Source organism: Leclercia sp. G3L (assembly GCF_021117075.1).
GTDB classification, from domain to species: domain Bacteria; phylum Pseudomonadota; class Gammaproteobacteria; order Enterobacterales; family Enterobacteriaceae; genus Enterobacter; species Enterobacter adecarboxylatus_C.
Genome location: NZ_CP088265.1, coordinates 1,455,661 through 1,478,663, shown reverse-complemented (window position 1 = coordinate 1,478,663; position 23,003 = coordinate 1,455,661). Strand labels below are relative to the sequence as shown.

Here is a 23,003-nt window from a genome sequence, read left to right as displayed (position 1 = left end):
TTTATTTCTCGCTATCGACCAGGCCGCGGACAAACGCACGCTGCATGGCTAAAACAATGACTACGGGTGGGATAAGGGTGAGCAGCATCGCCGCCATCACCTGGTTCCAGAGGGTGGTGCCTTCGCCGGTTGAAATCATCCCTTTGATGCCCGCCACGGCGGTGCCGAGATTGACGTCCTGGACAATCAGCAGCGGCCACAGATACTGGTTCCAGCCGTAGATAAAGGTGATAACAAACAGCGCCGCGAGGTTGGTTTTCGACAGCGGCAGCACGATGTCGCGGAAAAAGCGCATCGGCGAGGCACCGTCGATACGCGCCGCCTCAATCAGCTCGTCCGGCAGGGTCATAAAGAACTGGCGGAACAGGAAAGTGGCGGTGGCCGAGGCCATCAGCGGCAGGGTTAACCCCGCATAGCTGTCGAGCATCCCGAGGTTGGCGATCACCTCCACCGTCGGGAAGATGCGCACCTCCACAGGCAGCATCAGGGTAATAAAGATCATCCAGAAGAACAGGTTGCGCAGCGGAAAGCGGAACCAGACGATGGCAAACGCCGACAGCATCGACACCGTGATTTTGCCCACCGTGATGCCGAACGCCATGATGAAGCTGTTGAGCATCATCAGCCAGAACGGGGCGCTGTTAACGCCGACGCCCTGGGTCCAGATGGTCGCCATGTTCTCAAAGAGATGCCCGCCCGGGACCAGCGTCATCGGGGTTTCAAAGATGGCGTTGCGATCCAGCGTGGCGGCGACGAAGGCCACGTACAGCGGGAACAGGATGACGATGATGCCCAAAATCAGCATGGTATGGCTGAAAATCGTCAGCCCGCGACGGTTCTCAATCATTGGTAGCGCACCTTACTTTCGACATAGCGGAACTGCACCACCGTGAGGATGATGACGAGGAACATCAGCACCACCGACTGGGCGGCAGAGGCCGAGAGATCCAGCCCGGCAAAACCTTCGCGATAGATCTTATAGATAAGCGTAGTGGTGGCCTGTACCGGGCCGCCGGCGGTGGCGGCATCGATCACCGGGAAGGTGTCGAAGAAGGCATAGACCAGGTTGACCACCAGCAGGAAGAAACTCACCGGGGCGATCAGCGGCAGCGCCAGCCTGAAGAAGCGGCGGACCGGGCCTGCGCCGTCAATCGCCGCGGCTTCTACCAGCGAGCGCGGAATGGACTGCAGCGCGGCAAAGAAGAACAGGAAGTTGTAGCTGATCTGCTTCCACACCGAGGCGAAGACCACCAGGAACATCGCCTGACCGCTATTCTGGGCATGGTTCCAGTCATAGCCGAACTCGCCAAGGAAATGGGTGATCAGTCCGCGCCCCGGGTTAAACAGGAAGATCCACAGCACGGCGGCGACCGCCGGCGCTACGGCATAGGGCAGCAGCATCAGAGTTTGATACAGACGGCTGCCGCGCACCACGTAATCCACCAGCGCGGCGAAAAACAGCGAGGCGAGAAGACCGCTGACGGTGACCAGGGTGCTGAATTTGATCGTCGTCCAGAAGGCATCGAGGTAGTAGCTGTCGTGCCACAGGGCGGCGAAGTTATCCAGGCCGACGAACTGGCTGGAGAGCCCGAACGGATCGACGCTCTGTACCGAGTACCACAGCGCTTCGCCCGCAGGCCAGATAAAGAAGATGACGGTGATGACCAGTTGCGGCGCGACCAGCAGGTACGGCAGCCAACGGGAACGGAACACCGGACGGGAAGATGACATGGGGATTGAGTTCCTGAACAGCGCCGGATGGCGCTACGCTTATCCGGCCTACAGGTTCGCGTAGGCCGGGTAAGGCGAAGCCGCCACCCGGCATTTCACATTACGATTTGGTCGACTGCTCAAAGCGGCGCAGCAGTTGGTTGCCACGCTCTACTGCAGCATCCAGTGCCTGCTGTGGGGATTTCTTACCGGTCCACACGCTCTCCAGCTCTTCATCCACGATGGTACGGATCTGCGGCATGTTGCCCAGGCGCAGGCCTTTGGTGTACGGCAACGGTGGCTTGTTCAGCATCTGGCGCGTGGCGATGTCTGCGCCCGGGTTTTTGTCGTAGAAGCCCTGCTCACGGGTCAGGTCATACGCGGCTTTGGTGATCGGCAGATAGCCGGTCTTCTGGTGCCATTCGGCTGCGTTTTCCGGTTTTGCCAGGAAGTCGAGGAACTCCGCTACGCCCTTGTAGGTGTCCTTGTCTTTACCCTGCATCACCCACAGGCTGGCCCCGCCGATGATGGCGTTCTGCGGCGCGCCTTTCGAGTCGGCATCGTACGGCATCATGCCCACGCCGTAGTTGAATTTGGCGTAGTGGCGGATATCCGCCAGCGAGCCGGAAGAGGCGGTGGTAATCGCGCAATCGCCGCTGTAGAACTTCTCGGTAGATTCGTCTTTACGCCCGAAGTAGCTGAAATCGCCCTTCTTGTTCAGCTCCTGCAACAGAGCGATATGCTTCACCTGCTCCGGCTTGTTGAATTCCAGTACCGCATTGGTGCCGTTGAAACCGTTGTTTTCGGTGGCGACCGGCTGGCCGTGCCAGGCACTGAAGTTCTCGATCTGGATCCAGCCCTGCCAGCCGCTGGCGTAGCCGCACTTCATCCCCGCCGCTTTCAGCTTCGCGGTGTACTCGGCCAGATCCTGCCAGGTTTTTGGCGGCTGCTCAGGATCTAAACCGGCTTTTTTGAAGGCGTCTTTGTTGTAGTACAGCACCGGGGTGGAGCTGTTAAACGGCTGAGAGAGCAGATGGCCGGATTTGGAATCGGTGTAGTAACCGGAGACGGTCGGCACGAATTGGGATTCGTCGAAGTTGATGCCCGCGTCCTTAAACACTTCATAGACCGGCTTGATGGCTTTAGAGGCCATCATAGTGGCGGTGCCAACTTCGTAAACCTGTAACAGCGCCGGGGCGTTGCCGGTACGGAATGCGGCGATACCCGCGCTCAGGCTCTGCTCGTAGTTGCCTTTGTACACCGGCACAATTTTGTAATCCGGATGGGTGTCGTTGAAACGTTGCGCCATGGAGTCAACTTCTTTACCCAACTCCCCTTCCATGGAATGCCAGAACGGAATAGTGGTGACGGCCATTGCGTTAGTCGCAAAAGCCAGACCCATTGCCAGACCCAAAGCTGTGTGTCGTAACGATGTCATTGTCATCTCTCTTATTGTGCCGGATGCGCGATATCACGCGTTTTGTGCTCGCGAGGTAACATGACATGCTCGAATTACAGAAAAATAACCGTTTGTTTACAGAGATATGACAGCAGAGCGTCAGAGGGATGATGGAAATGTGAAGGCAGTGGCTAGCGGCGTAAACGCTCCACAATTTCTTCAAGCGACAGACGGCCCGCAGCAGCCTCAACCGTCATCGCCACATAATCCGGATTGGCCTTCAGCGAAATGCCGTTACGTTTGAGGAAAAGCAAGGTGATAAACAATGCCGTGCGTTTATTACCATCATTGAAGATATGGCCGCGGGAGATGGCCAGCAAATGCATCGCCGCCAGGATCCAGACATCGGTCACCCCTTCGTATTGATATTTGTTTAACACGCGATAGAGCAGCGCTTCAGCACGACCCGGATCCGACATTCCCGCGACGCCAGGCGTGACGCTGAGGAGTTTGTCATGAAACAGGACTATCTCTTCCGCTGAGATAAATTGCAGGGTCATTTGTCAGCCAGTTCCCTAATTTCGTTGCCATGAATACCCATAATGGCGTCAAACTCGGCATCCAGTTTTGCCACCTGATAACGTTCAAATTCTTCTGCGCTGATAATCACGGCAGGTTTATGACCGCGACGCGTGATGGTGACGGGTGTTCCCGTCGCGGCAGAATCCAGCGCTGAGGCAAGATTCTGACGTGCTTCGCTATAGTTCATTGTACGCATATTGCCCCCTTTTAAGTACAAGTCAATTGTACAAGTAAAGCGTACAAAAAACAAAAAAGCCGGGTGGCGGCTCCGCCTTACCCGGCCTACGTACGGCACGCTGTTGTAGGCCCGGTAAGCGCAGCGCCGCCGGGCAATACAGACAGCTCAACCGCCTAGATACGCACTCCGCACCGCTTCGTTCGCCAGCAGCGCATCGCCGGTGTCTTCCAGCACCACGCGGCCATTCTCCAGCACGTAGCCGCGATCCGCGAGCTTCAGCGCCTGGTTGGCGTTCTGCTCCACGAGGAAGATGGTCATCCCTTCGCTACGCAGCTGTTCGATGGTGTCGAAGATCTGCTGGATGATGATCGGCGCCAGCCCGAGCGAAGGTTCGTCGAGCAGCAGCAGACGCGGCTGGCTCATCAGCGCGCGGCCGATTGCCAACATCTGCTGTTCCCCGCCGGACATGGTGCCTGCCCGCTGAATACGGCGCTCAAACAGGCGCGGGAAGAGGTCATACACGCGCTTGATGCGGGTCTGGAACTGCTCGCGCTCGGCAAAGAAGCCGCCCATCGCCAGGTTCTCTTCTACCGTCATACGCGAGAAGACGCGACGCCCTTCCGGGACTATCGCCACCGCTTCGCGCATGATTTTCGCCGTCTGCCAGTCGGTAATGTCTTTACCATCAAAGACGATACGTCCGCTGGTGGCGCGCGGATCGCCGCACAGGGTACCGAGCAGCGTGGTTTTCCCCGCGCCGTTAGCCCCGATCAGGGTGACGATTTCACCCTGATTGATGTGCAGGCTGACGTCGTGCAGGGCCTGGATCTTGCCGTAATGCGCATTGACCTTGTCGAACGTTAACATCGCTTTTTCCATCTTATGCCTCACCAAGGTATGCGCGGATCACGTCCGGGTTGTTGCGAATCTCTTCCGGCGTACCGTTCGCCAGCGGCGTGCCCTGGTTCACCACGTAGATGCGGTCAGAAATGCCCATCACCAGTTTCATATCATGCTCAATCAGCAGGATGGTGGTGTCGTGATGGTCACGCAGTTCGACGATCAGCTCGTCCAGCTCTTTGGTCTCTTTCGGGTTCAGTCCCGCCGCCGGTTCGTCGAGCATCAGGATCTCCGGCTGCGTTACCATGCAGCGGATAATCTCCAGACGACGCTGATCGCCGTAGGCCAGGTTGCTGGCCTGACGGTTGGCGTGCTGCAGCAGGCCGATACGGTCGAGCCAGGTGGCGGCGCGATCCAATGCTTCGTCCTGCGCCCGGCGAAACGCCGGGGTTTTCAGCAGGCCGGCGAAGAGCCCGGTTTTCAACTGCTGATGCTGCGCCACCAGCAGGTTCTCAATTACCGTCATCTCGCGGAACAGACGCACGTGCTGGAAGGTACGCACCACGCCCATGCGGGCAATCTGCTGGCCCGGTAAGCCTTCGAGGTGCTGATCGCGCAGCATGATGGTACCGCCCGTCGGCTTGTAGAAACCGGTCAGACAGTTAAAGACCGTGGTTTTACCGGCACCGTTCGGGCCGATCAGGGAGACAATCTCTTTCTGGTGCAGATCCAGCGAGACGTTGTTGACCGCCAGCAGGCCACCAAAACGCATCATCAGGCCGTTAACGGATAATAATGGCTGACTCATGCCTGCTCTCCTTTCGCTTGCCCGTTTTTCAGTTTCAGCTGTGGACGGGTCATCGGCAGCAAGCCCTGCGGACGCCAGATCATCATCAGTACCATCAAACCACCCAGCATCAGCATGCTGTATTCGTTAAAGTCACGCATCAGCTCACGGGAGACCACCAGCAGGACAGCCGCGAGAATCACCGCGAACTGCGAGCCCATCCCGCCGAGCACTACAATCGCCAGCACGAAAGCGGACTCCGCAAAGGTGAAGGATTCCGGGCTGACAAAGCCCTGACGCGCGGCAAACAGGGTTCCGGCGAAACCGGCAAACGCGGCGCTGATGGTAAAGGCGGTCAGCTTGATGCGGGTCGGGTTCAGGCCCAGGGAGCGACAGGCGATCTCATCTTCACGCAGCGCTTCCCACGCACGGCCCAGCGGCATGCGCAGCAGACGGTTAATCACGAACAGGGTGATGACCACCAGCAGCAGCGCCACCAGATAGAGCCAGATCACGCGGTCGGACGGGTCGTACTTGATACCAAAGAAGTTGCTGAAGGTGTCCCAGCCGCCTTCACGCGCGGAACGGCTGAACTCCAGGCCGAAGAAGGTCGGTTTCGGGATCTGGCTGATACCGTTCGGGCCGCCGGTCACTTCGGTATTGTTGAGCAGCAGGATACGGACGATTTCACCGAAGCCTAAGGTCACAATCGCCAGATAGTCGCCGCGCAGACGCAGCACCGGGAAACCAAGCAGGAAACCGGCGGCAGCAGAGACCAGCCCCGCCAGCGGCAGACAGGTCCAGAAGCCGAGACCGTAATAGTGGTTCAGCAGGGCGAAGGTGTAAGCGCCGATGGCGTAGAAGCCGCCGTAGCCAAGCACCAGCAGACCGGACAGGCCCACCACCACGTTCAGACCGAGGCCGAGGATCACGTAAATCATGGTCAGGGTGGCGATATCCACCGTGCCGCGGGAGACCACGAACGGCCAGGCCACGGCAGCCACCAGCAGCGCCACCAGGAACAGCTTCTGTTTGACGGTCGAGCCGTCAATCGCTGGCAGGACAAACTTCGGCCCGGAGACGCTTTTCAGTGTCTTCTGGAACACCGGACGCAGCAGCTGGAAGAAGAAGACCACCGCGGTGCCGACAAAGACCCACTGCCAGCGGATATCCGACGCGGAATCCACTACCAGCTTAGTGCCGCTCAGCTCCAGCTGAACGCCCATAAAGACGGCCGCCAGGATAAAGAACATCGCCGCTGAGAGCAGCGCCATGGCAAAATGCATCGGTTTCATACTTTCTCTACCTCCGGACGACCCAGAATACCGGTAGGCATGACCAGCAGAACCAGAATCAGCAGGGCAAACGACACCACGTCTTTATATTCGGTACTCAGGTACGCAGAGGAGAGCGCTTCGGCCACGCCGAGGATCAGGCCGCCGATCATGGCGCCCGGAATACTGCCGATCCCGCCCAGCACCGCTGCGGTAAAGGCTTTCATCCCGGCCATAAAGCCGATGTACGGGTTGATTACGCCGTAGAACTGACCGAGGAGCACGCCAGCCACCGCCGCCATCGCCGCACCAATCACGAAGGTCAGGGCAATCACGCGGTCGGTGTTGATGCCGAGCAGGCTCGCCATCTTCAGGTCTTCCGCGCAGGCGCGACAGGCGCGGCCCATGCGGGAGTAGCGGATGAAAAGGGTCAGCGCCAGCATGGCGAGGAAGGTGACAATCCAGATCACCAGCTGCATGGTGGTGATCGACGCCGAGAAGTTCTCGCTGGCCCCGACAATCCACTGGCCGTTGAACAGGCTTGGCAGCGCCACGTCGCGTGAGCCTTCGGTCAGGCTAACGTAGTTTTGCAGGAAGATGGACATCCCGATGGCGGAGATCAGCGCGATCAGGCGCTTGGAGCTGCGCACGGGCCGGTAGGCCACGCGTTCGATGCTCCAGCCGTAGGCGCTCGCAATTACAATCGCGCCGACAAACCCGGCAGCCACCAGCAGCCAGCTGCTGTCGATGCCCATCATCATCAGCGCGGCGATAATCATAAAGGAGACATAGCTGCCGATCATGTACACCTCGCCGTGGGCGAAGTTGATCATGCCGATAATGCCGTACACCATCGTATAGCCGATGGCGATCAGTGCATAGGTGCTTCCCAGCGTGACGCCGTTAAACATCTGCTGCAAAAAATAGAGAAACTGCTCGGACATAAGATAACCTTTCTATTCCCGCCCGGTCCTGCCGGGCGGTGGGATAATGATTATTTGGCGACCGAGGATGAACCGTCGGCGTGCCACTTAAAGACACCAAACTCAAATCCCTTCAGATCGCCTTTCTCGTCCCAGTTCAGCGGCCCAATCACGGTGTCAGCCCCGTGTGCTTTCAAATCTTTAATCAGATCCTGCGGTTCTTTGCTGCCGGTACGATCCATGGCGGTGGCCAGAGACTGCACGGCGGCATAGGTGATCCACACGTATGGACCACTCGCGTCTTTCTTCTCCGCTTTCAGGGCATCGACGATAGCAGCGTTGGCCGGATCCTGGTCATAGCGTTTTGGCATTGTCACCAGCATGCCTTCGCCCGCGTCGCCCGCGATGTTCGACAGCGAGGCGTTACCCACCCCTTCCGGGCCCATAAACTGGGTTTTCAGGCCGACAGCACGGGCCTGGCGCAGCATCTGGCCCATTTCCGGGTAGTAGCCGCCGTAGTAAACGAAGTCGATGTTCTCTTTCTGCAGACGCGCCAGCAGCGCCGAGAAGTCTTTCTCGCCCGCAGTGATGCCGTCGAAGAAGACGACGTTCGCGCCGCCTTTTTTCAGGCCGTCCTGCACCGAGCAAGCCAGCCCTTCACCGTACTGCTGCTTATCGTGAATGATAGCGATGCGCTGCGGCTTGACGGTTTCGATGATGTATTTCGCCGCGGTCGGTCCCTGGGAGGAGTCAAGACCGGCGGTACGCATGATGTACTGATAGCCGCGCTGGGTCAGTTCAGGGTTAGTAGCGCCCGGCGTGATCATCAGGATGCCTTCGTCTTCATAGATGTCGGACGCAGGCTGGGTAGAGGACGAGCAGAGATGGCCAATCACATACTGAATGCCATCGTTAACAATTTTGTTGGCGACGGCGACGGCTTGTTTCGGGTCACAGGCATCGTCATATTCCACGCCGACCAGTTTGTCGCCCTTAATGCCGCCTTTAGCGTTGATGTCCTTAATGGCCTGGCGCGCGCCGTTGAACTCCATATCGCCCCACTGGGCAACAGGGCCGGATAACGCCCCTACCACGGCAACTTTAATATCTTCCGCCATAGCTGACTGCGAAATCGCCAGTGCAACCATCCCCGCGACTAATGTTTTCGCGTTCATTCTCATCCAGGAATCCCCATTCGTGACGTGATGTATATATTTTGTTTTATTATGGTTAAAAAGCATTCTGTACTTTTATTAAACAACGCAACTTTTGCTATTGCCTTTAATGGTTTAGCGCAGTTTTTTGCCTAAAACCAGACTAAAATCTCTATATTTCAGGCGATTAAGCAAAGATAATATTCTGAAATCAGGCAGAGATAAACAAATAAAAGCGCGAGTTGCAGCATAAAATAACGGTACAAAGCGCCGAATAAAACGCTGCCTTTTAGGTTAAAATTCTTCTTATTTTTCGATCCCTGCGTTTTAAGACTACGCAACGTAACGCTAAAAAAGTAATCAGCTGGGGAATGGGTTTAAAAAGTGGAAGCGTCTGACAGAATAAATTGAGACACTGCCAGCACTCTTTTTGATTTGGACAAGCGGCTAATGAAACTGACCATCCACCGTCTGGAGAAATTTAGCGACCAGGATCATATCGACCTCAACAAGATCTGGCCGGAATATTCTCCCTCCTCGCTCACCGTTGATGAAACACACCGTATTTATGCTGCGCGCTTTAACGAGCGGCTGTTAGGGGCGGTGCGGGTAACGCTGAGCGGTACGCAAGGAGCGCTGGACTCCCTGCGCGTGCGGGAGGTCACCCGCCGACGCGGCGTGGGGCAATATTTGATTGAAGAAGTGATGCGCGATAACCCGAGCGTGGCCTCGTGGTGGATGGCGGATGTCGGCGTGGAAGACAGGGGCGTGATGGCGGCCTTTATGCAGGCCCTGGGGTTTACGGCGCAAAGCAACGGGTGGGAAAAGCATTAAAAAAATGCCCGGTGGCGCTACGCTTACCGGGCCTACGACGTGCTATATGTAGGCCGGGTAAGGCGAAGCCGCCACCCGGCGCTAACATCACTTAGCGTCGGTTGCTGTACCATTGGCATGCCAGTCAAACACGCCGAACTCAAAGCCTTTCAGATCGCCCTTCTCATCCCATGACAGCGGCCCCATCACGGTCTCAACGGAGTTCGCTTTCAGCCAGGTGGCGATGTCAGCCGGTTCCGCAGACTGATTCAGGCCCGCCTGCAGAGTTTGCAGCGCAGCGTAGGTGGTCCAGACGAACGCGCCGCTTGGATCCTGTTTCTTAGCTTTGATCGCGTCTACGATCGGTTTGTTGGCTGGAACCTGGTCGTAGTTCTTCGGTTTGGTGACCAGCAGGCCTTCAGCCGATTCACCGGCGATGTTAGACAGGGAGACGTTCGCCACCCCTTCCGGGCCCATGAACTGCGTTTTCAGACCGGCAGCACGCGCCTGACGCAGGAGCTGGCCCATCTCCGGGTGGTAACCACCGTAGTAGACGAAATCGATGTTCTCTTTCTTCAGACGCGCCACCATGGTAGAGAAATCTTTCTCACCGGCGGTAATACCGTCGAAGAACACCACGTTGGCATTGGATTTTTTCAGGTTGTCCTGCACGGAACGCGCCAGGCCTTCACCGTACTGCTGCTTGTCATGGACAATGGCGATACGCTGCGGCTTCACTTTATCGACAATATATTTCGCGGCGGTTGGGCCCTGGTCAGAGTCCAGACCGGTAGTACGCATCACCATCTTGTAGCCACGGGCGGTCAGTTCCGGCGCGGTGGCGGCAGGAGTGATCATCAGAATGCCTTCGTCTTCGTAGATGTCAGACGCAGGCTGCGTGGAGGAGGAGCACAGGTGGCCGATCACGTATTTGATGCCGTCGTTGACCACTTTGTTGGCGACTGCAACCGCTTGTTTCGGGTCACAGGCATCATCATATTTTACGATCTGCAGCTTTTCGCCTTTGATACCGCCCTTGGCATTAATGTCGGCAACCGCCTGCTCTGCACCGGTGAACTCCTGATCGCCGTACTGCGCTACCGGACCGGACATGGCGCCAACCACGGCCACTTTGATATCCGCCTGAGCCATGGTGCTGAATGCCAACGCGATACATCCTGCCAGTAAGGCTTTACCCTTCATATTCATCCTGAGAATCCCCATTGTGATGGTTATTGTGTTTGTTGTGATGTTGTTTTATGGCGCTTTATTTCGATTATGCGTCTGCTGTACGCGCCTTTTCAGCATACTCTGCTAAAACATACCCCATTTTTATCTATTTGGAATAGCTATTTTGATATGTATATAAGGTAAGCGAGGCTTTAACGAGTCAGCGCACAACAGTTCGATAAGTGTTTGCGAGGAGAAGGGAATTCGCGAGAAGAGGCGCTAAAAAAACAAAACCCCCGAATCTGCATTCGAGGGTTATCGGGGACTTCGCGAAAATTACGCTTCGATAGCGGCGCGAAGTTTTTTCATGGCGTTTTTCTCAAGCTGACGCACACGTTCAGCGGAGACACCGTAGCGATCGGCCAGCTCCTGCAGGGTGGACTTGTTGTCTTCGTCCAGCCAGCGGGCACGGATAATATCCTGGCTACGCTCGTCGAGACCTTCCATTGCAAAGGTCAGTTTGTTGGCGGCCTGCTCTTCCCAGTTGTCGTCTTCAATGCCGTCGGCAAAGTTGGACGATTTATCCTGCAGATACAGGACCGGGGCCATCGGCTGGCTGTCTGACGCATCGTCGTCAGAGGACATATCAAAGGTCATGTCCTGCGCGGCCATACGGGATTCCATCTCGCGCACGTCTTTGCTGGAAACACCCAGCTCGCGGGCAACCATTTCTACTTCATCCTGGTTAAACCAGCCCAGACGCTGCTTGGTTTTACGCAGGTTAAAGAACAGTTTACGCTGTGCTTTAGTGGTCGCGACCTTCACGATACGCCAGTTACGCAGCACGTATTCGTGGATTTCCGCTTTGATCCAGTGCACGGCGAAGGAGACCAGACGCACACCCACTTCCGGGTTGAAGCGACGCACCGCCTTCATCAGGCCGATGTTGCCTTCCTGGATCAGGTCAGCCTGCGGCAGGCCGTAGCCCGCGTAGTTACGAGCAACGTGAACAACAAAGCGCAGGTGAGACAGGATCAGCGTCTTAGCTGCTTCCAGATCGCCCTGGTAATGCAGCTTTTCAGCAAGCTCCTTTTCTTCCTCGGCCGTCAACATCGGCCAGGTGTTCGCAGCCCGGATATAAGATTCCAGGTTACCAACAGGGGCTAAAGCTAAAGTTTGCATTTCTTTGGTCATTCATTCCTCTCAATCGATTCTTTCTGGCGGCGGTTTGTCCCCATCAGGCAACGAACATGCCAGAATTAATGAGCAACGAGAATATCATTCACTCTTTTATCAGACAGTGATTTTATCCACAAGTTCCGAGTGAAACTGTGAATAAATTACGCACAAAATGTGACATGGGGATGATTATGCGGGGTAAGAGACAACAGGGGCTCTTTCCCTGCACGGTGATTCTCAATGCAGGGAAAGATTATACCAGAGATTTTTTAGTCAGGGGTAAAGTGACGTAAATGTTGCACAGTCGCTAACCATGCTGCGATCCAGCCGATCATCGAGCACACCAGCAGCAGCAACAGGCACTCATCGAATGCTAAGCCACTGATATTAAACTTAGTTCCGAAAACCTGCGCCACGTCGGTGACCGCTGCGGAAAGACGCATCACCAAAATTTCTGACAAAATCAGTGAAAGAAATGCGCCGGAAAAACCGAGCAGTGCGCCGCCATACAGGAACGGGCGCAGGATAAAACCGTCGGTTGCGCCGATCAGCTTTTGCACGTTGATGGTATCGCGACGGGCGAAGATGCTCAGACGGACGCTGTTGCCGATAACGAGGAACACCGCCGCGACCATCAGCACGCCGATCATTGCCGCCACGCGCCCGACAAGGCCGGTCAGCGCCGTCAGACGGGCAAACCAGCTGTCATCCATCCGCACTTCATCGATGCCGTTGATGCGGGAGACGCGATCGCGCAGGGTGTTCAGCGACTCGGTGCCCTGGAAGTCCAGTTTCGGGATCACCACCGCCACTGCGGGCAGGGGGTTCTCCTCCAGCATATCCAGCGCGCCGCCAAAGCCGGACCAGTTGCGGAACTCGCCCAGCGCCTCATCCCGCGACAGGTAGTTTACCTTCTCAACGCCCTGCTCCGCCTGCAGCTGCCCCACCACCTGCGCCGCCGCGTTATCGTCGAGCGCTTTGTCGAGATAAACGGTGATCTGCGGGGAGGGATAGTACTGCGACGCCGCCTGGTTAACGTTTTTGTAGACCATGTAGCAGACGCTGGGCAGGGTCAGGGAGATGGCGATCACCATCACCGTCAGGAAGGTGGCCAGCGGTTTGCTTTTCAGATCCTGCAGCGCACCCTGGAAGGCGTACCGCACCTGCTCGTTAAAGACGTTGGACTTGCGCGAGTTGGGTTTTGGCGCGGCTTTGCTGCGCTTCGGCGCATTGCGGTTGCCATCGCCCGGGCCGCCCGCCGATTTACGAAAACGGTCAAGCTTGCTGCCAAACTGCCGCATCTGGTTTATTGCGTCACGCTTATTCACCGAGGCCTCCGTGCAAATGACCGTCGCTCAGCGTCAGCATGCGGTACGAACGACGGGAGATAAGCCCCATGTCGTGCGTCGCCATCAGTACTGTCACCCCAACGCGGTTAAACTCCTCAAACAGACGCAGGATCCCTTCGGAAAGGGCGTCGTCCAGGTTACCGGTAGGTTCATCCGCCAGCAGCACCGCCGGTTTGTTCACCACCGCGCGGGCAATGCCGACGCGCTGCTGTTCACCGCCGGAGAGCTGGATCGGAAAGTTCTTCGCTTTGTCCAGCAGCCCGACCTTATCCAGCGCCGCCGACACGCGACGACGAATGTCATCCCCGCTGGCGCCCGCAATAATCAGCGGGATCGCCACGTTGTCGAATACCGTGCGGTCCATCAGCAGATGGTGATCCTGGAAAATCATGCCGATCTGCCGACGCAGAAACGGCACTTCACGGTTTTTCAGACGACTAATGTCGTGGCCGCTAAACCAGATTTTCCCGGCACTGGGCCGTTCGATCCCGCAGATAAGCTTGAGCAGGGTACTTTTCCCTGCGCCGGAGTGGCCGGTCAGAAATGCCATCTCGCCCGGCTGCAGGTGAAAGTTAATCCCCTGCAGCGCTTGTCTCCCACCGAGATAGGCCTTGCTGACGTGTTCAAAGCGAATCATTGTTAATCCTCTCGGGCAAAAAGTGCCTCAATAAAGTCGCCCGATTTAAACGGACGTAAATCTTCGATACGTTCGCCAACACCGATGTAGCGGATAGGAATACCAAACTGATCGGCCACCGAGAAGATCACCCCGCCTTTCGCGGTGCCATCCAGCTTGGTCAGCGTGATCCCGGTCAATCCTACCGCTTCGTGGAACAGCTTCGCCTGACTGATGGCGTTCTGCCCGGTGCTGGCATCAATAGTCAGCATAATTTCATGCGGTGCATCTTCGTCCAGCTTTTTCATTACCCGGACGATCTTCTTCAGCTCTTCCATCAGGTGCGATTTGTTCTGCAAACGCCCTGCGGTATCGGCAATCAGCACATCCACATTACGCGCTTTGGCCGCCTGAATAGCGTCAAAGATCACGGAGGCGGAATCCGCCCCGGTGTGCTGGGCAATCACCGGAATGTTGTTGCGCTGGCCCCACACCTGCAGCTGCTCTACGGCGGCGGCACGGAAGGTATCGCCCGCGGCCAGCATCACCGATTTGCCCTGCTGTTCGAACTGACGCGCCAGCTTGCCGATAGTGGTAGTTTTACCCACGCCGTTAACGCCGACCATCAGAATAACAAATGGCATTTTGCCTTCAATATTAAGCGGTTCGTCAACTTTTGCGAGGATTTCACCCATCTCTTCTTTCAACAGGCCGTACAGCGCCTCGGCGTCACGCAGCTGTTTACGGCTGGCGCTCTCCGTCAGACTGTTGATGATTTTACGGGTGGTTTCCACACCAACGTCGGCAATCAGCAGCTGTTCTTCCAGCTCTTCAAAGAGATCATCGTCGATTTTCTTACCGCGGAACAGACTGATAAATCCGGAACCGAGGTTCTCTTTGGTTTTGATCAGGCTGCGTTTCAGGCGCGCGAAGAAACCTTCTTTGGTCGGTTTTTCCTGCTCCTGGGCAAGCTCTTCAACCGGCTCTTCCTCTTCGGCTACCGGGACGACAAGCACCGCTTCTTCTGCGGCTGCGGCCGCCAGCGCCTGAGCTTCGAGCTCTTCATCGCTAATGGGCTCTTCAACGTCGGTCTCTGGCAGGTACTCTTCCGGGATCGCTTCCTCAATTTCATCGAGGATCTCTTCCGGCAGCGGTAATTCTTCATGCTCAATCGCCTGCGGAGGTTCCACCTCAGCGACCGGCTCGACACTCTCTTCCACAGGCTCTGACGCAACGGCCACTGGCTCTGGCTCTGGCTCAACGATCACAGGCTCTGGCTCAACCGGCTGTGGTTTTTCGCTCTCCTGGACCTGCTCTGTGACCTCAACCACCTCTTCAGCGAAGGCTTCAGTCTCTTGCTGGCTGTGGGTGCGCGCTTCTGCTTCTACGTCAGCGACGGTCTCAACAGGGGTTTCAGGCTGCGGCTGTTCAACAGCGGCAGGCTGTTCGGCGATCTGTTGTTCTTCGTTCTGCTGCTCGGTTTCCTGCTCTTTTTGACCAAAGCCCAGCCAGGAAAAGAAGCCACGTTTTTTCTCTTTTGCCATCTGCGACTACACCCCTCGCGGTTAATTACTGGCGCTATATACATGGAAGCTAAAAAAATGATGAAATAGTTTATCACTTAACTTAACGCACATCACCGCCTGCAAGCGCAGGCCGTCGGTGTTCCCGAGCAAAGATATGAAGAAACCCAACCGTGCCGCAGCGGGCCAGATACGCATTATCGGCGGCCAGTGGCGAGGCCGTAAACTGCCGGTACCGGATAGCCCCGGTCTGCGCCCAACCACCGACCGCGTTCGCGAGACGCTGTTTAACTGGCTGGCACCTTCAATGGTAGATGCCCGCTGCCTGGATTGCTTCGCCGGAAGCGGTGCGCTGGGTCTCGAAGCCCTGTCGCGCTACGCCGCCAGCGCCACGCTGCTGGAGATGGATCGCAGCGTGGCCCAGCAGCTGCAGCAAAACCTGGTCACCCTGAAGGCCGCACACGCGAAAGTCGAAAATACCAACACCCTCGCCTTCCTTGCGCAGGCGGGCAGGCCGCACGATGTGGTGTTTGTCGATCCGCCTTTTCGCAAAGGGCTGCTGGAAGAGACGCTGACGCTGCTGGAAAACAACGGCTGGCTGGCGGATGATGCGCTAATCTACGTCGAGAGCGAGGTAGAAAATGGTTTACCGCCGGTGCCCGCCCACTGGGATCTGCACCGGGAAAAAGTGGCCGGCCAGGTCGCCTATCGTCTTTATCACCGTCAATCACAAGGAGAGACTGATGCCGGTACTGATTAATCTGGGTCGTCTGCTGATGATCGGGGTCTGGGCCTTTTTGTTGCTTAACCTCGTCCACCCCTTCCCGCGTCCGATGAATATCTTCGTCAACGTGGCGCTGATCTTCACCTCATTTATGCACGCCCTGCAGATGGTGATGCTCAAAAACGGCATGCCGAAGGATGGCCCGAAAATGACCGGCTGGCAGCAGCTGCGGGTGTTTATTTTTGGCGTGTTTGAACTGCTGGTGTGGATGAATAAGTTTAAGGCGCAGGCGAAGAAGTAATCTGCGCGCTGTTGCCCGGTGGCGCGATGCTTACCGGGCCTACGGTTCGTCCGGGCCGATAATCACGGCGCCGGACTAAACCCCTCAAACCGCGCCCCTTTGTAGCTCAACGTCCCTTTATCCCCCACCGTCAGCTGATGGTACTGCTTCTCGTCGAGGCGAAAAGTCATCTCCAGACCGCCGCTCTCCGGCTTAAAGCTCGCCTCATAGCGCATTGCAGTGCCAGCGGGCGTCACCTGCTGCTGCCGCGATCGGCGATCGTTGAGCGCTTTTTCCCGTTTATTGCTCACCACCACCTGCTTTTGCTGCAGCGGGGCGGCGTCGTTATCCGCCTTTTCCCGACGCTGCTGCACAAAGCGAAACGAGGCGGCAATGACGATAATCGCCAGCACGATAATAAAAAAAAGCGGCATCTTGCTCATTAGACAATCCTTAAGACCAGGCTGAAATCAGGATAGCGTGCCACGCTGTGCATTGCTATTGGCCCGTCTGCACCACTACACTGAAGTGAAACTGTTTGTTCAACAATAACAGATACAGGGACTTAATATGCTTTGGTCATTTATCGCTGTCTGTTTCTCCGCATGGCTGTATGTCGATGCGTCCTACCGCGGCCCTGCCTGGCAGCGCTGGCTGTTTAAACCCGTCACCTTGTTGCTCCTGTTACTGCTGGCCTGGCAAGCGCCGATGTTTAACGCCATCAGTTACCTGGTGCTCGCCGGGCTCTGCGCGTCGCTGGTGGGCGATGCTCTGACCCTGCTGCCGCGCCAGCGTCTGCTCTATGCCGTGGGGGCGTTTTTCTTATCGCACCTGCTCTATACCATCTATTTCGCCAGCCAGATGACGCTGTCGTTCTTCTGGCCGCTGCCACTGGCGCTGCTGGTCATTGGCGCGCTGCTGATCGCCGTGATCTGGTCGCGTCTGGAAGAGCTGCGCTGGGCGGTATGTACCTTTATCGCCATGACCCTGGTGATGGTCTGGCTGGCGGGCGAGCTGTGGTTCTTCCGTCCGACGGCTCCTGCCCTGTCGGCCTTCATCGGCGCCACGCTCCTGCTGCTGGGCAATATCGTCTGGCTGGGTAGCCACTATCGTCGCCGTTTCGGTGCCGATAATGCCATTGCCGCCGCCTGCTACTTCGCCGGGCATTTCCTGATTGTGCGTTCGCTGTATATTTAAATAGCGCTTGACTCTGGAGTCGACTCCAGAGTGCATACTGCGGTTAATGAGAAAATTATCATTGCCGGAGAGTGCCATGTCGACTCCAGAAACGCCAAAAAAAGTGCCGCAGTTTTCGGCACTTAAGCTCGCCCCCCTTCCCGCCAAAGAGGCCTGCTGCGCCGCGGATCACGGTCCTGTGCAGGCCGAAGCCGTGGCGCCCGTCCAGGGCCAGCGTTACAGCTGGGTGGTCAACGGCATGGACTGTGCCGCCTGCGCCCGCAAAGTGGAAACCGCCGTTCGCCAGGTGGCGGGCGTCAATCATGTCCAGGTCCTGTTTGCTACCGAAAAACTGCTGGTCGACGCCGGCAGCAACGTCAGCGCCCAGGTCGAAGCGGCGGTCATCAATGCGGGCTATACGCTGCGCAATGAGAACGCTCCCGCCGAAAAAGCCTCGGTGCTGCGCGACAATCTGCCGCTCATCACGCTGGTTCTGCTGATGGGCATAAGCTGGGGGTTGGAGCAGTTCAACCACCCGCTCGGTAACCTCGCCTTTATCGCCACCACCCTGGTCGGGCTCTGGCCGGTGGCCCGCCAGGCGCTGCGCCTGATGAAAAGCGGCAGCTGGTTCGCCATTGAAACCCTGATGAGCGTGGCCGCCATCGGGGCGCTGTTTATCGACGCCACGGCGGAAGCGGCGATGGTCTTGCTGCTGTTTTTGATTGGCGAGCGGCTCGAAGGCTGGGCGGCAAGCCGGGCGCGTAAAGGGGTCAGCGCGCTGATGGCGCTGAAGCCTGAAACTGCAACTCAGGTCATTAATGGCGAGCGTAAAACCGTGTCTATTGCCGCGCTGCGTCCGGGGGATGTGATTGAAGTTGCCGCCGGGGGTCGTCTGCCTGCTGACGGGACGCTGCTCACCGCCGCGGCCAGCTTTGATGAAAGCGCCCTCACCGGCGAATCCATTCCGGTGGACCGTGCGGCGGGTGAAAAAGTCCCGGCGGGGGCCACCAGCGTCGATCGTCTGGTACAGCTGACGGTCTTGTCCGAACCGGGCGACAGCGCTATCGACCGCATCCTGAAGCTGATCGAAGAGGCGGAAGAGCGCCGCGCCCCGGTGGAGCGCTTCATCGACCGCTTCAGCCGCATCTATACCCCGGTGATTATGCTGATTGCCCTGCTGGTGGCCGTAGTGCCGCCGCTGCTGTTCAGCGCGCCCTGGGAGGGCTGGATCTACAAAGGGCTGACCCTGTTGCTGATTGGCTGCCCGTGTGCGCTGGTGATCTCTACACCGGCGGCCATCACCTCCGGGCTGGCGGCCGCCGCACGCCGTGGGGCGCTGATTAAGGGCGGTGCCGCACTGGAGCAGCTGGCGCAGGTGCAGCAGGTGGCGTTCGACAAGACCGGCACCCTGACGGTGGGCAAGCCGCAGGTGAAGGGCATTTATCCGCACGAGATTGGCGAGCAGGATCTGCTGGCGCTCGCCGCCGCGGTAGAGCAGGGTTCCACCCACCCGCTGGCGCAGGCGATTGTGCGTGAAGCGCAGACCCGCGGGCTGGCTGTTCCGACGGCTACCAGCCAGCGGGCGCTGATGGGCTCGGGGATCGAAGCTGAAGTCGCGGGCAGCAAGGTGCTCATTTGCGCGGCAGATAAATTCCCTGCTCCGCACTTTGTAACGCAAATCGCTACTCTGGAGCAGGCCGGGCAGACGGTAGTGATGGTGGTCCAGGACGGCGAGGCAAAAGGTCTGATCGCCCTGCGTGATACCCTGCGTAATGACGCGAAAGAGGCCGTTAGCGCCCTGCATCAGCTCGGCGTCAACGGCGTGATCCTGACCGGCGATAACCCGCGCGCCGCCGCAGCCATTGCCGGTGAGCTGGCGCTGGATTACCGGGCGGGGCTGCTGCCAGCCGATAAAGTGCAGGCGGTAACGGCCCTGAATGCGCATGCGCCGCTGGCGATGGTCGGGGACGGGATTAACGACGCCCCGGCAATGAAGGCGGCAACGCTTGGCATTGCGATGGGTAGCGGCACCGACGTGGCGCTGGAGACCGCCGATGCGGCGCTCACCCACAACCGCCTGACCGGGCTGGCGCAGATGATCGGTCTGGCCCGCGCCACCCGCGCCAATATCCGGCAGAACATCGCCATCGCGCTGGGGTTGAAGGGGATTTTCCTGGTGACGACCCTGCTGGGCATGACGGGATTGTGGCTGGCGGTGCTGGCGGATACCGGGGCCACGGTGCTGGTGACGGCGAACGCGTTGCGGCTGTTGCGCCAAAGGTAAAAAAAACGCCCGGTGGCGCTACGCTTACCGGGCCTACAAAAACCCATGAACCGTAGCGCCGCCCGGCATTATCACTACTGCATCCCCAACATCCGCGGTAACCACAGCGATATCGCCGGAATATAGGTCACCAACCCTAACACCACCAGCAGCATGCCGTAGAACGGCAGCATCTCACGCACCACGGCTTCGATTTTCTGCTTACTCACCGCGCTGGCGACAAACAGCACCGATCCCACCGGCGGCGTAATCAGCCCCATCCCGAGGTTCACCATCATGATCATCCCGAAATGCACCGGATCGATACCCAGCGCATTGGTCACCGGCAGCAGCACCGGAGTCAGGATCAGAATGATCGGCGCCATGTCCATCAGGGTGCCAATCAGCAGCAGCATGATGTTGATGTACATCAGGATCACGTACTTGTTGTCCGAGAGCGAGGTGAAGAACTCGGTGATCCGCATCGGCAGCTGCATATAAGTCATCACCGCGCCAAAGGCCGCTGCAAAGCCGATCAGGATCATCACGATCGTTACCGTCTTCACCGTGCGGCACATCAGCTTCGGCAGCTCGTTCCACTTGTAGTCGCGGTAGATAAACATGGTGACAAAGAACGCCCACAGACAGGCAACCGCCGCGGATTCGGTGGCGGTAAAGATCCCCGACAAAATGCCGCCGAGAATAATCACCACCGTCATCAGACCCCACAGGGCATCGAAGAAAATCTTCAGCGCCTGCTTAAAGGGGATCCTCTCGCCTTTTGGATAACCGCGCTTGTGGGCAAAGCCCAGGCACAGCACCATTAGTGAGACCCCGAGCAGCAGGCCCGGCAGGACGCCGGCGATAAACAGCGTCGCAATCGACACCGTACCCCCCGCCGCCAGGGAGTAGATCACCGAGTTATGGCTGGGGGGGATCAGGATCGCCTGTACCGAGCCGCTGGCGGTCACCGCCGCTGCGTACTCACGCGGATAGCCTTTCTTCTCCATCTCCGGGATCATCACGGTACCGATGGAGGCGGTATCTGCCACCGACGAGCCCGAAATAGCACCGAAGAAGGTCGAGGCGACAATATTCACCAGCGACAACCCGCCGCGAATAAAGCCGACAAAGATATAGGCAAAGTTCACCAACCGGCGGGCAATGCCCCCTTCCGCCATGATCGCCCCCGCCAGGATAAAGAACGGGATCGCCAGCAGGGTAAATTTATTCACCCCGCTGGTGATCTGAATCATCAGCGCCTCCAGCGGCAGAACAATCCACAGCGCGCCAGCCACGGCGCTTAAGCCCACGGCGAAAGCCACCGGCATCCCCAGCGCCAGTAAGATGGCGAGGGTGAATAACAAAACAAATGCGTCCATCACTCACCCCTTAACTGTGGTTGCCGATCATGACGACCGGGCGATGTTCCTGAGAGCCAAACAGCAGGCGCTCAAGAACAAACAGGAGCAGAACTGCCGATCCAATCGGCAGCGGCAAGTAGCTTTCACCGGAGGTCAAAATGGGAAACTCCGCTACCGGCTGTTCCCACAGTTCAACGCAAAGCAAATAGCTGTACCACAACATCAGGCCCGAAATGACCAGCATCAGAAGATCTACGATCCGCGCGCATACAATTTTCATCGCGTCAGACAGCCGGTCGGTAAGCATATTCACCGCAATATGCGAGCCGGCGCGGTAGCTCACCGCCGCGCCGATAAAGGTGAATGTCACCATACAAATAATGGCAATCGGCTCCGGCCAGGACTCACCACGGTTAAGGACATAGCGCGAGAAAATGCCAATCGGAATAACAATGGTCATCACCAGCAGCGACAGGCCTGCCACGCCCATCGCCAGCAAATAGAGACGGTCCATCCACTTAAGATAGAGTTCGGACATAAGTCCCCCGGTTACTTAACGTCAGCGATAGCTTTCATCAGATCCTGATGCTTATCGCCATACTGGGCGCGCACCGGCTCTGTCGCCTTCACGAAGACCGCTTTATCAATGTCGTGGAACTGCACGCCGCCCGCCTTCATCTTCTGCAGAGCTTCGTCGTTATAGGCCTGCCACAGCTTGCGCTGCTCGAACTGCGCTTCGCGGGCCAGGGTCAGAATTTTTTGCTGTTCGTCGGCGCTCAGCTTGTCCCATTTCACTTTGGAGTAGAGCAGCATTTCCGGGGTGATGAAGTGGCCGCTGAGGGTGTAGTTTTTGGCGACAGGCATGTAGTTGTGGGCGATGTAGGTCGGCGGGTTGTTCTCGGCACCGTCGATAACGCCGGTCTGCATGCCGCTGTAGACTTCACTTACCCCCATTGCCACCGAGTTAGCTCCCATATCTTTCAGCGTGGCCAGCGCCACCGGGCTACCCTGCACGCGGATTTTTTTACCCTTCAGATCTTCCGGTTTAACAATGGGATCTTTGGTGATCAGGTTACGGGTGCCGGAGTCCATCCAGCCGAGGAACACCAGCCGCGATTTCGGGTTGGCGGTGAGTTTATCGCCGATCGATTTCCCGATATCGCCGTCGATCACTTTGTGCATATGGTCTTCGTCACGGAAGACATAGGGGAGCGTAAAGACTTCAATATCCGGCAGGATGGCGGCAACCGGGGCCATGGAGACGCGAATCATATCGATTGCCCCCATCTGCGCCTGCTCAATCATCTGCTTTTCATCGCCCAGCACGCCGCCAGGGAAAACTTTGATCTCCAGCTTGCCGTCGGTTTGTTGTTTAAGTTTTTCACCCATGTGCTGCACTGCCACCACGTTCGGGTAGCCTTCAGGATGCACATCAGCGGCTTTAATGGTTTGAGCAGAAACAGAGCAGGCAAAAGCAGACAGGCACAGAGCGGCCAGCAACGGCTTGAGGGTCGTTTTCATTGAGTCAACTCCAGGGTAGTGAGGTAAGTATCGGAACGTTGTTTTAGTTTTAACGTTTAGAAACTAGCCCAATGCCTGGAAAGCGTAGGTGAAGCGCCTCACAAAAAGCGCTAAAAATTGAAATGGTGGTTTATTTTGGTGATGGAGGTCAAACGAAATGGCAATCGTAGGCCCGTGC

The 23,003-nt window shown here is 57.4% G+C and carries 24 protein-coding genes; 5 read left to right on the top strand and 19 right to left on the bottom strand.

Going from position 1 to position 23,003, the window contains the following annotated elements; genetic code table 11:
* Position 1: 1 nt before the first annotated feature.
* The 10 genes from ugpE to livK all read right to left on the bottom strand — a co-directional run bounded on the left by ugpE (position 2) and on the right by livK (position 8,874).
* On the bottom strand, positions 2 to 847 hold the full coding sequence (gene ugpE / locus LRS40_RS08405; protein ID WP_142487417.1) for a sn-glycerol-3-phosphate ABC transporter permease UgpE: 846 nt from the start codon (positions 845 to 847) through the stop codon (positions 2 to 4).
* On the bottom strand, positions 844 to 1,731 hold the full coding sequence (gene ugpA / locus LRS40_RS08400) for a sn-glycerol-3-phosphate ABC transporter permease UgpA (RefSeq protein ID WP_142487418.1): 888 nt from the start codon (positions 1,729 to 1,731) through the stop codon (positions 844 to 846). The genes ugpE and ugpA overlap by 4 nt, the downstream gene beginning before the upstream one ends.
* A 100-nt stretch (positions 1,732 to 1,831) precedes the next feature.
* Positions 1,832 to 3,148 carry a sn-glycerol-3-phosphate ABC transporter substrate-binding protein UgpB gene (gene ugpB, locus LRS40_RS08395; protein WP_231313506.1) on the bottom strand — a complete coding sequence of 439 codons (1,317 nt, stop codon included), beginning with the start codon at positions 3,146 to 3,148 and terminating at the stop codon, positions 1,832 to 1,834.
* 152 nt (positions 3,149 to 3,300) lie between these two features.
* Entirely contained in the window at positions 3,301 to 3,669 is a 369-nt protein-coding gene (locus tag LRS40_RS08390; RefSeq protein ID WP_142487420.1) for a type II toxin-antitoxin system death-on-curing family toxin, read from the bottom strand.
* Positions 3,666 to 3,887: a type II toxin-antitoxin system Phd/YefM family antitoxin gene (locus LRS40_RS08385; RefSeq protein ID WP_142487421.1), complete on the bottom strand. Its 222-nt coding sequence runs from the start codon at positions 3,885 to 3,887 to the stop codon at positions 3,666 to 3,668. The genes LRS40_RS08390 and LRS40_RS08385 overlap by 4 nt, the downstream gene beginning before the upstream one ends.
* 147 nt (positions 3,888 to 4,034) lie before the next feature.
* The gene (gene livF / locus LRS40_RS08380) at positions 4,035 to 4,748 is read right to left on the bottom strand and encodes a high-affinity branched-chain amino acid ABC transporter ATP-binding protein LivF (RefSeq protein WP_156264803.1); all 714 of its coding nucleotides are present in this window, start codon (positions 4,746 to 4,748) and stop codon (positions 4,035 to 4,037) included.
* Position 4,749: 1 nt separating this feature from the next.
* Positions 4,750 to 5,517: a high-affinity branched-chain amino acid ABC transporter ATP-binding protein LivG gene (gene livG, locus LRS40_RS08375; protein ID WP_142487422.1), complete on the bottom strand. Its 768-nt coding sequence runs from the start codon at positions 5,515 to 5,517 to the stop codon at positions 4,750 to 4,752.
* On the bottom strand, positions 5,514 to 6,791 hold the full coding sequence (locus LRS40_RS08370; protein WP_231313505.1) for a high-affinity branched-chain amino acid ABC transporter permease LivM: 1,278 nt from the start codon (positions 6,789 to 6,791) through the stop codon (positions 5,514 to 5,516). The genes livG and LRS40_RS08370 overlap by 4 nt, the downstream gene beginning before the upstream one ends.
* Positions 6,788 to 7,714 carry a high-affinity branched-chain amino acid ABC transporter permease LivH gene (gene livH, locus LRS40_RS08365; protein WP_039032510.1) on the bottom strand — a complete coding sequence of 309 codons (927 nt, stop codon included), beginning with the start codon at positions 7,712 to 7,714 and terminating at the stop codon, positions 6,788 to 6,790. Before livH ends, LRS40_RS08370 begins: the two co-directional genes overlap by 4 nt.
* A 50-nt stretch (positions 7,715 to 7,764) precedes the next feature.
* Positions 7,765 to 8,874 (bottom strand): high-affinity branched-chain amino acid ABC transporter substrate-binding protein LivK, encoded by a 1,110-nt coding sequence (gene livK / locus LRS40_RS08360; protein ID WP_231313504.1) that lies wholly within the window; start codon positions 8,872 to 8,874, stop codon positions 7,765 to 7,767.
* A 423-nt stretch (positions 8,875 to 9,297) separates the two neighbouring features.
* Here livK and panM point away from each other — a divergent pair, with 423 nt between their 5' ends.
* Positions 9,298 to 9,681, top strand: coding sequence for an aspartate 1-decarboxylase autocleavage activator PanM (gene panM / locus LRS40_RS08355; protein WP_142487425.1), 384 nt, complete (start codon positions 9,298 to 9,300; stop codon positions 9,679 to 9,681).
* A gap of 87 nt (positions 9,682 to 9,768) precedes the next feature.
* On the opposite strand, the gene LRS40_RS08350 is transcribed toward panM, so the two are convergent.
* The 5 genes from LRS40_RS08350 to ftsY form a co-directional block, all read right to left on the bottom strand.
* Complete coding sequence (locus LRS40_RS08350; protein ID WP_142487426.1) at positions 9,769 to 10,869, bottom strand: branched-chain amino acid ABC transporter substrate-binding protein; 1,101 nt, start codon at positions 10,867 to 10,869, stop codon at positions 9,769 to 9,771.
* Between the two features lie 297 nt (positions 10,870 to 11,166).
* Positions 11,167 to 12,024, bottom strand: coding sequence for an RNA polymerase sigma factor RpoH (gene rpoH / locus LRS40_RS08345; protein WP_106995256.1), 858 nt, complete (start codon positions 12,022 to 12,024; stop codon positions 11,167 to 11,169).
* 254 nt (positions 12,025 to 12,278) lie between these two features.
* Positions 12,279 to 13,337, bottom strand: a complete 1,059-nt coding sequence (gene ftsX / locus LRS40_RS08340) for a permease-like cell division protein FtsX (protein WP_156264806.1) — start codon at positions 13,335 to 13,337, stop codon at positions 12,279 to 12,281.
* Complete coding sequence (ftsE, locus tag LRS40_RS08335; RefSeq protein ID WP_106995258.1) at positions 13,330 to 13,995, bottom strand: cell division ATP-binding protein FtsE; 666 nt, start codon at positions 13,993 to 13,995, stop codon at positions 13,330 to 13,332. Before ftsE ends, ftsX begins: the two co-directional genes overlap by 8 nt.
* Positions 13,996 to 13,997: 2 nt before the next feature.
* On the bottom strand, positions 13,998 to 15,518 hold the full coding sequence (gene ftsY, locus LRS40_RS08330; RefSeq protein ID WP_231313502.1) for a signal recognition particle-docking protein FtsY: 1,521 nt from the start codon (positions 15,516 to 15,518) through the stop codon (positions 13,998 to 14,000).
* A 136-nt stretch (positions 15,519 to 15,654) separates the two neighbouring features.
* Here ftsY and rsmD point away from each other — a divergent pair, with 136 nt between their 5' ends.
* On the top strand, positions 15,655 to 16,257 hold the full coding sequence (rsmD, locus tag LRS40_RS08325; protein WP_142487429.1) for a 16S rRNA (guanine(966)-N(2))-methyltransferase: 603 nt from the start codon (positions 15,655 to 15,657) through the stop codon (positions 16,255 to 16,257).
* Positions 16,241 to 16,522: a DUF1145 family protein gene (locus tag LRS40_RS08320; protein WP_032614948.1), complete on the top strand. Its 282-nt coding sequence runs from the start codon at positions 16,241 to 16,243 to the stop codon at positions 16,520 to 16,522. The genes rsmD and LRS40_RS08320 overlap by 17 nt, the downstream gene beginning before the upstream one ends.
* Before the next feature lie 62 nt (positions 16,523 to 16,584).
* Here the strand turns inward: LRS40_RS08320 and LRS40_RS08315 are convergent, their stop codons facing one another.
* Complete coding sequence (locus tag LRS40_RS08315) at positions 16,585 to 16,944, bottom strand: DUF2500 domain-containing protein (RefSeq protein WP_231313501.1); 360 nt, start codon at positions 16,942 to 16,944, stop codon at positions 16,585 to 16,587.
* Between the two features lie 127 nt (positions 16,945 to 17,071).
* Here LRS40_RS08315 and LRS40_RS08310 point away from each other — a divergent pair, with 127 nt between their 5' ends.
* Both LRS40_RS08310 and zntA read left to right on the top strand, forming a co-directional pair.
* A complete protein-coding gene (locus LRS40_RS08310) occupies positions 17,072 to 17,698 on the top strand; it encodes a lysoplasmalogenase (protein ID WP_142487431.1) in 627 nt (208 codons plus the stop codon).
* Between the two features lie 76 nt (positions 17,699 to 17,774).
* Positions 17,775 to 19,961 carry a Zn(II)/Cd(II)/Pb(II) translocating P-type ATPase ZntA gene (zntA, locus tag LRS40_RS08305; protein WP_231313499.1) on the top strand — a complete coding sequence of 729 codons (2,187 nt, stop codon included), beginning with the start codon at positions 17,775 to 17,777 and terminating at the stop codon, positions 19,959 to 19,961.
* A 74-nt stretch (positions 19,962 to 20,035) separates the two neighbouring features.
* Here zntA and LRS40_RS08300 read toward each other — a convergent pair whose 3' ends face one another.
* From LRS40_RS08300 to LRS40_RS08290, 3 genes are read right to left on the bottom strand one after another with little or no spacing between them, the layout of a single operon-like run.
* Positions 20,036 to 21,322 (bottom strand): TRAP transporter large permease, encoded by a 1,287-nt coding sequence (locus tag LRS40_RS08300; RefSeq protein ID WP_231313498.1) that lies wholly within the window; start codon positions 21,320 to 21,322, stop codon positions 20,036 to 20,038.
* 10 nt (positions 21,323 to 21,332) lie between these two features.
* Positions 21,333 to 21,842, bottom strand: a complete 510-nt coding sequence (locus tag LRS40_RS08295; protein ID WP_231313495.1) for a TRAP transporter small permease — start codon at positions 21,840 to 21,842, stop codon at positions 21,333 to 21,335.
* Positions 21,843 to 21,853: 11 nt separating this feature from the next.
* Complete coding sequence (locus LRS40_RS08290) at positions 21,854 to 22,825, bottom strand: TRAP transporter substrate-binding protein (protein WP_231313493.1); 972 nt, start codon at positions 22,823 to 22,825, stop codon at positions 21,854 to 21,856.
* Positions 22,826 to 23,003: the final 178 nt, after the last annotated feature.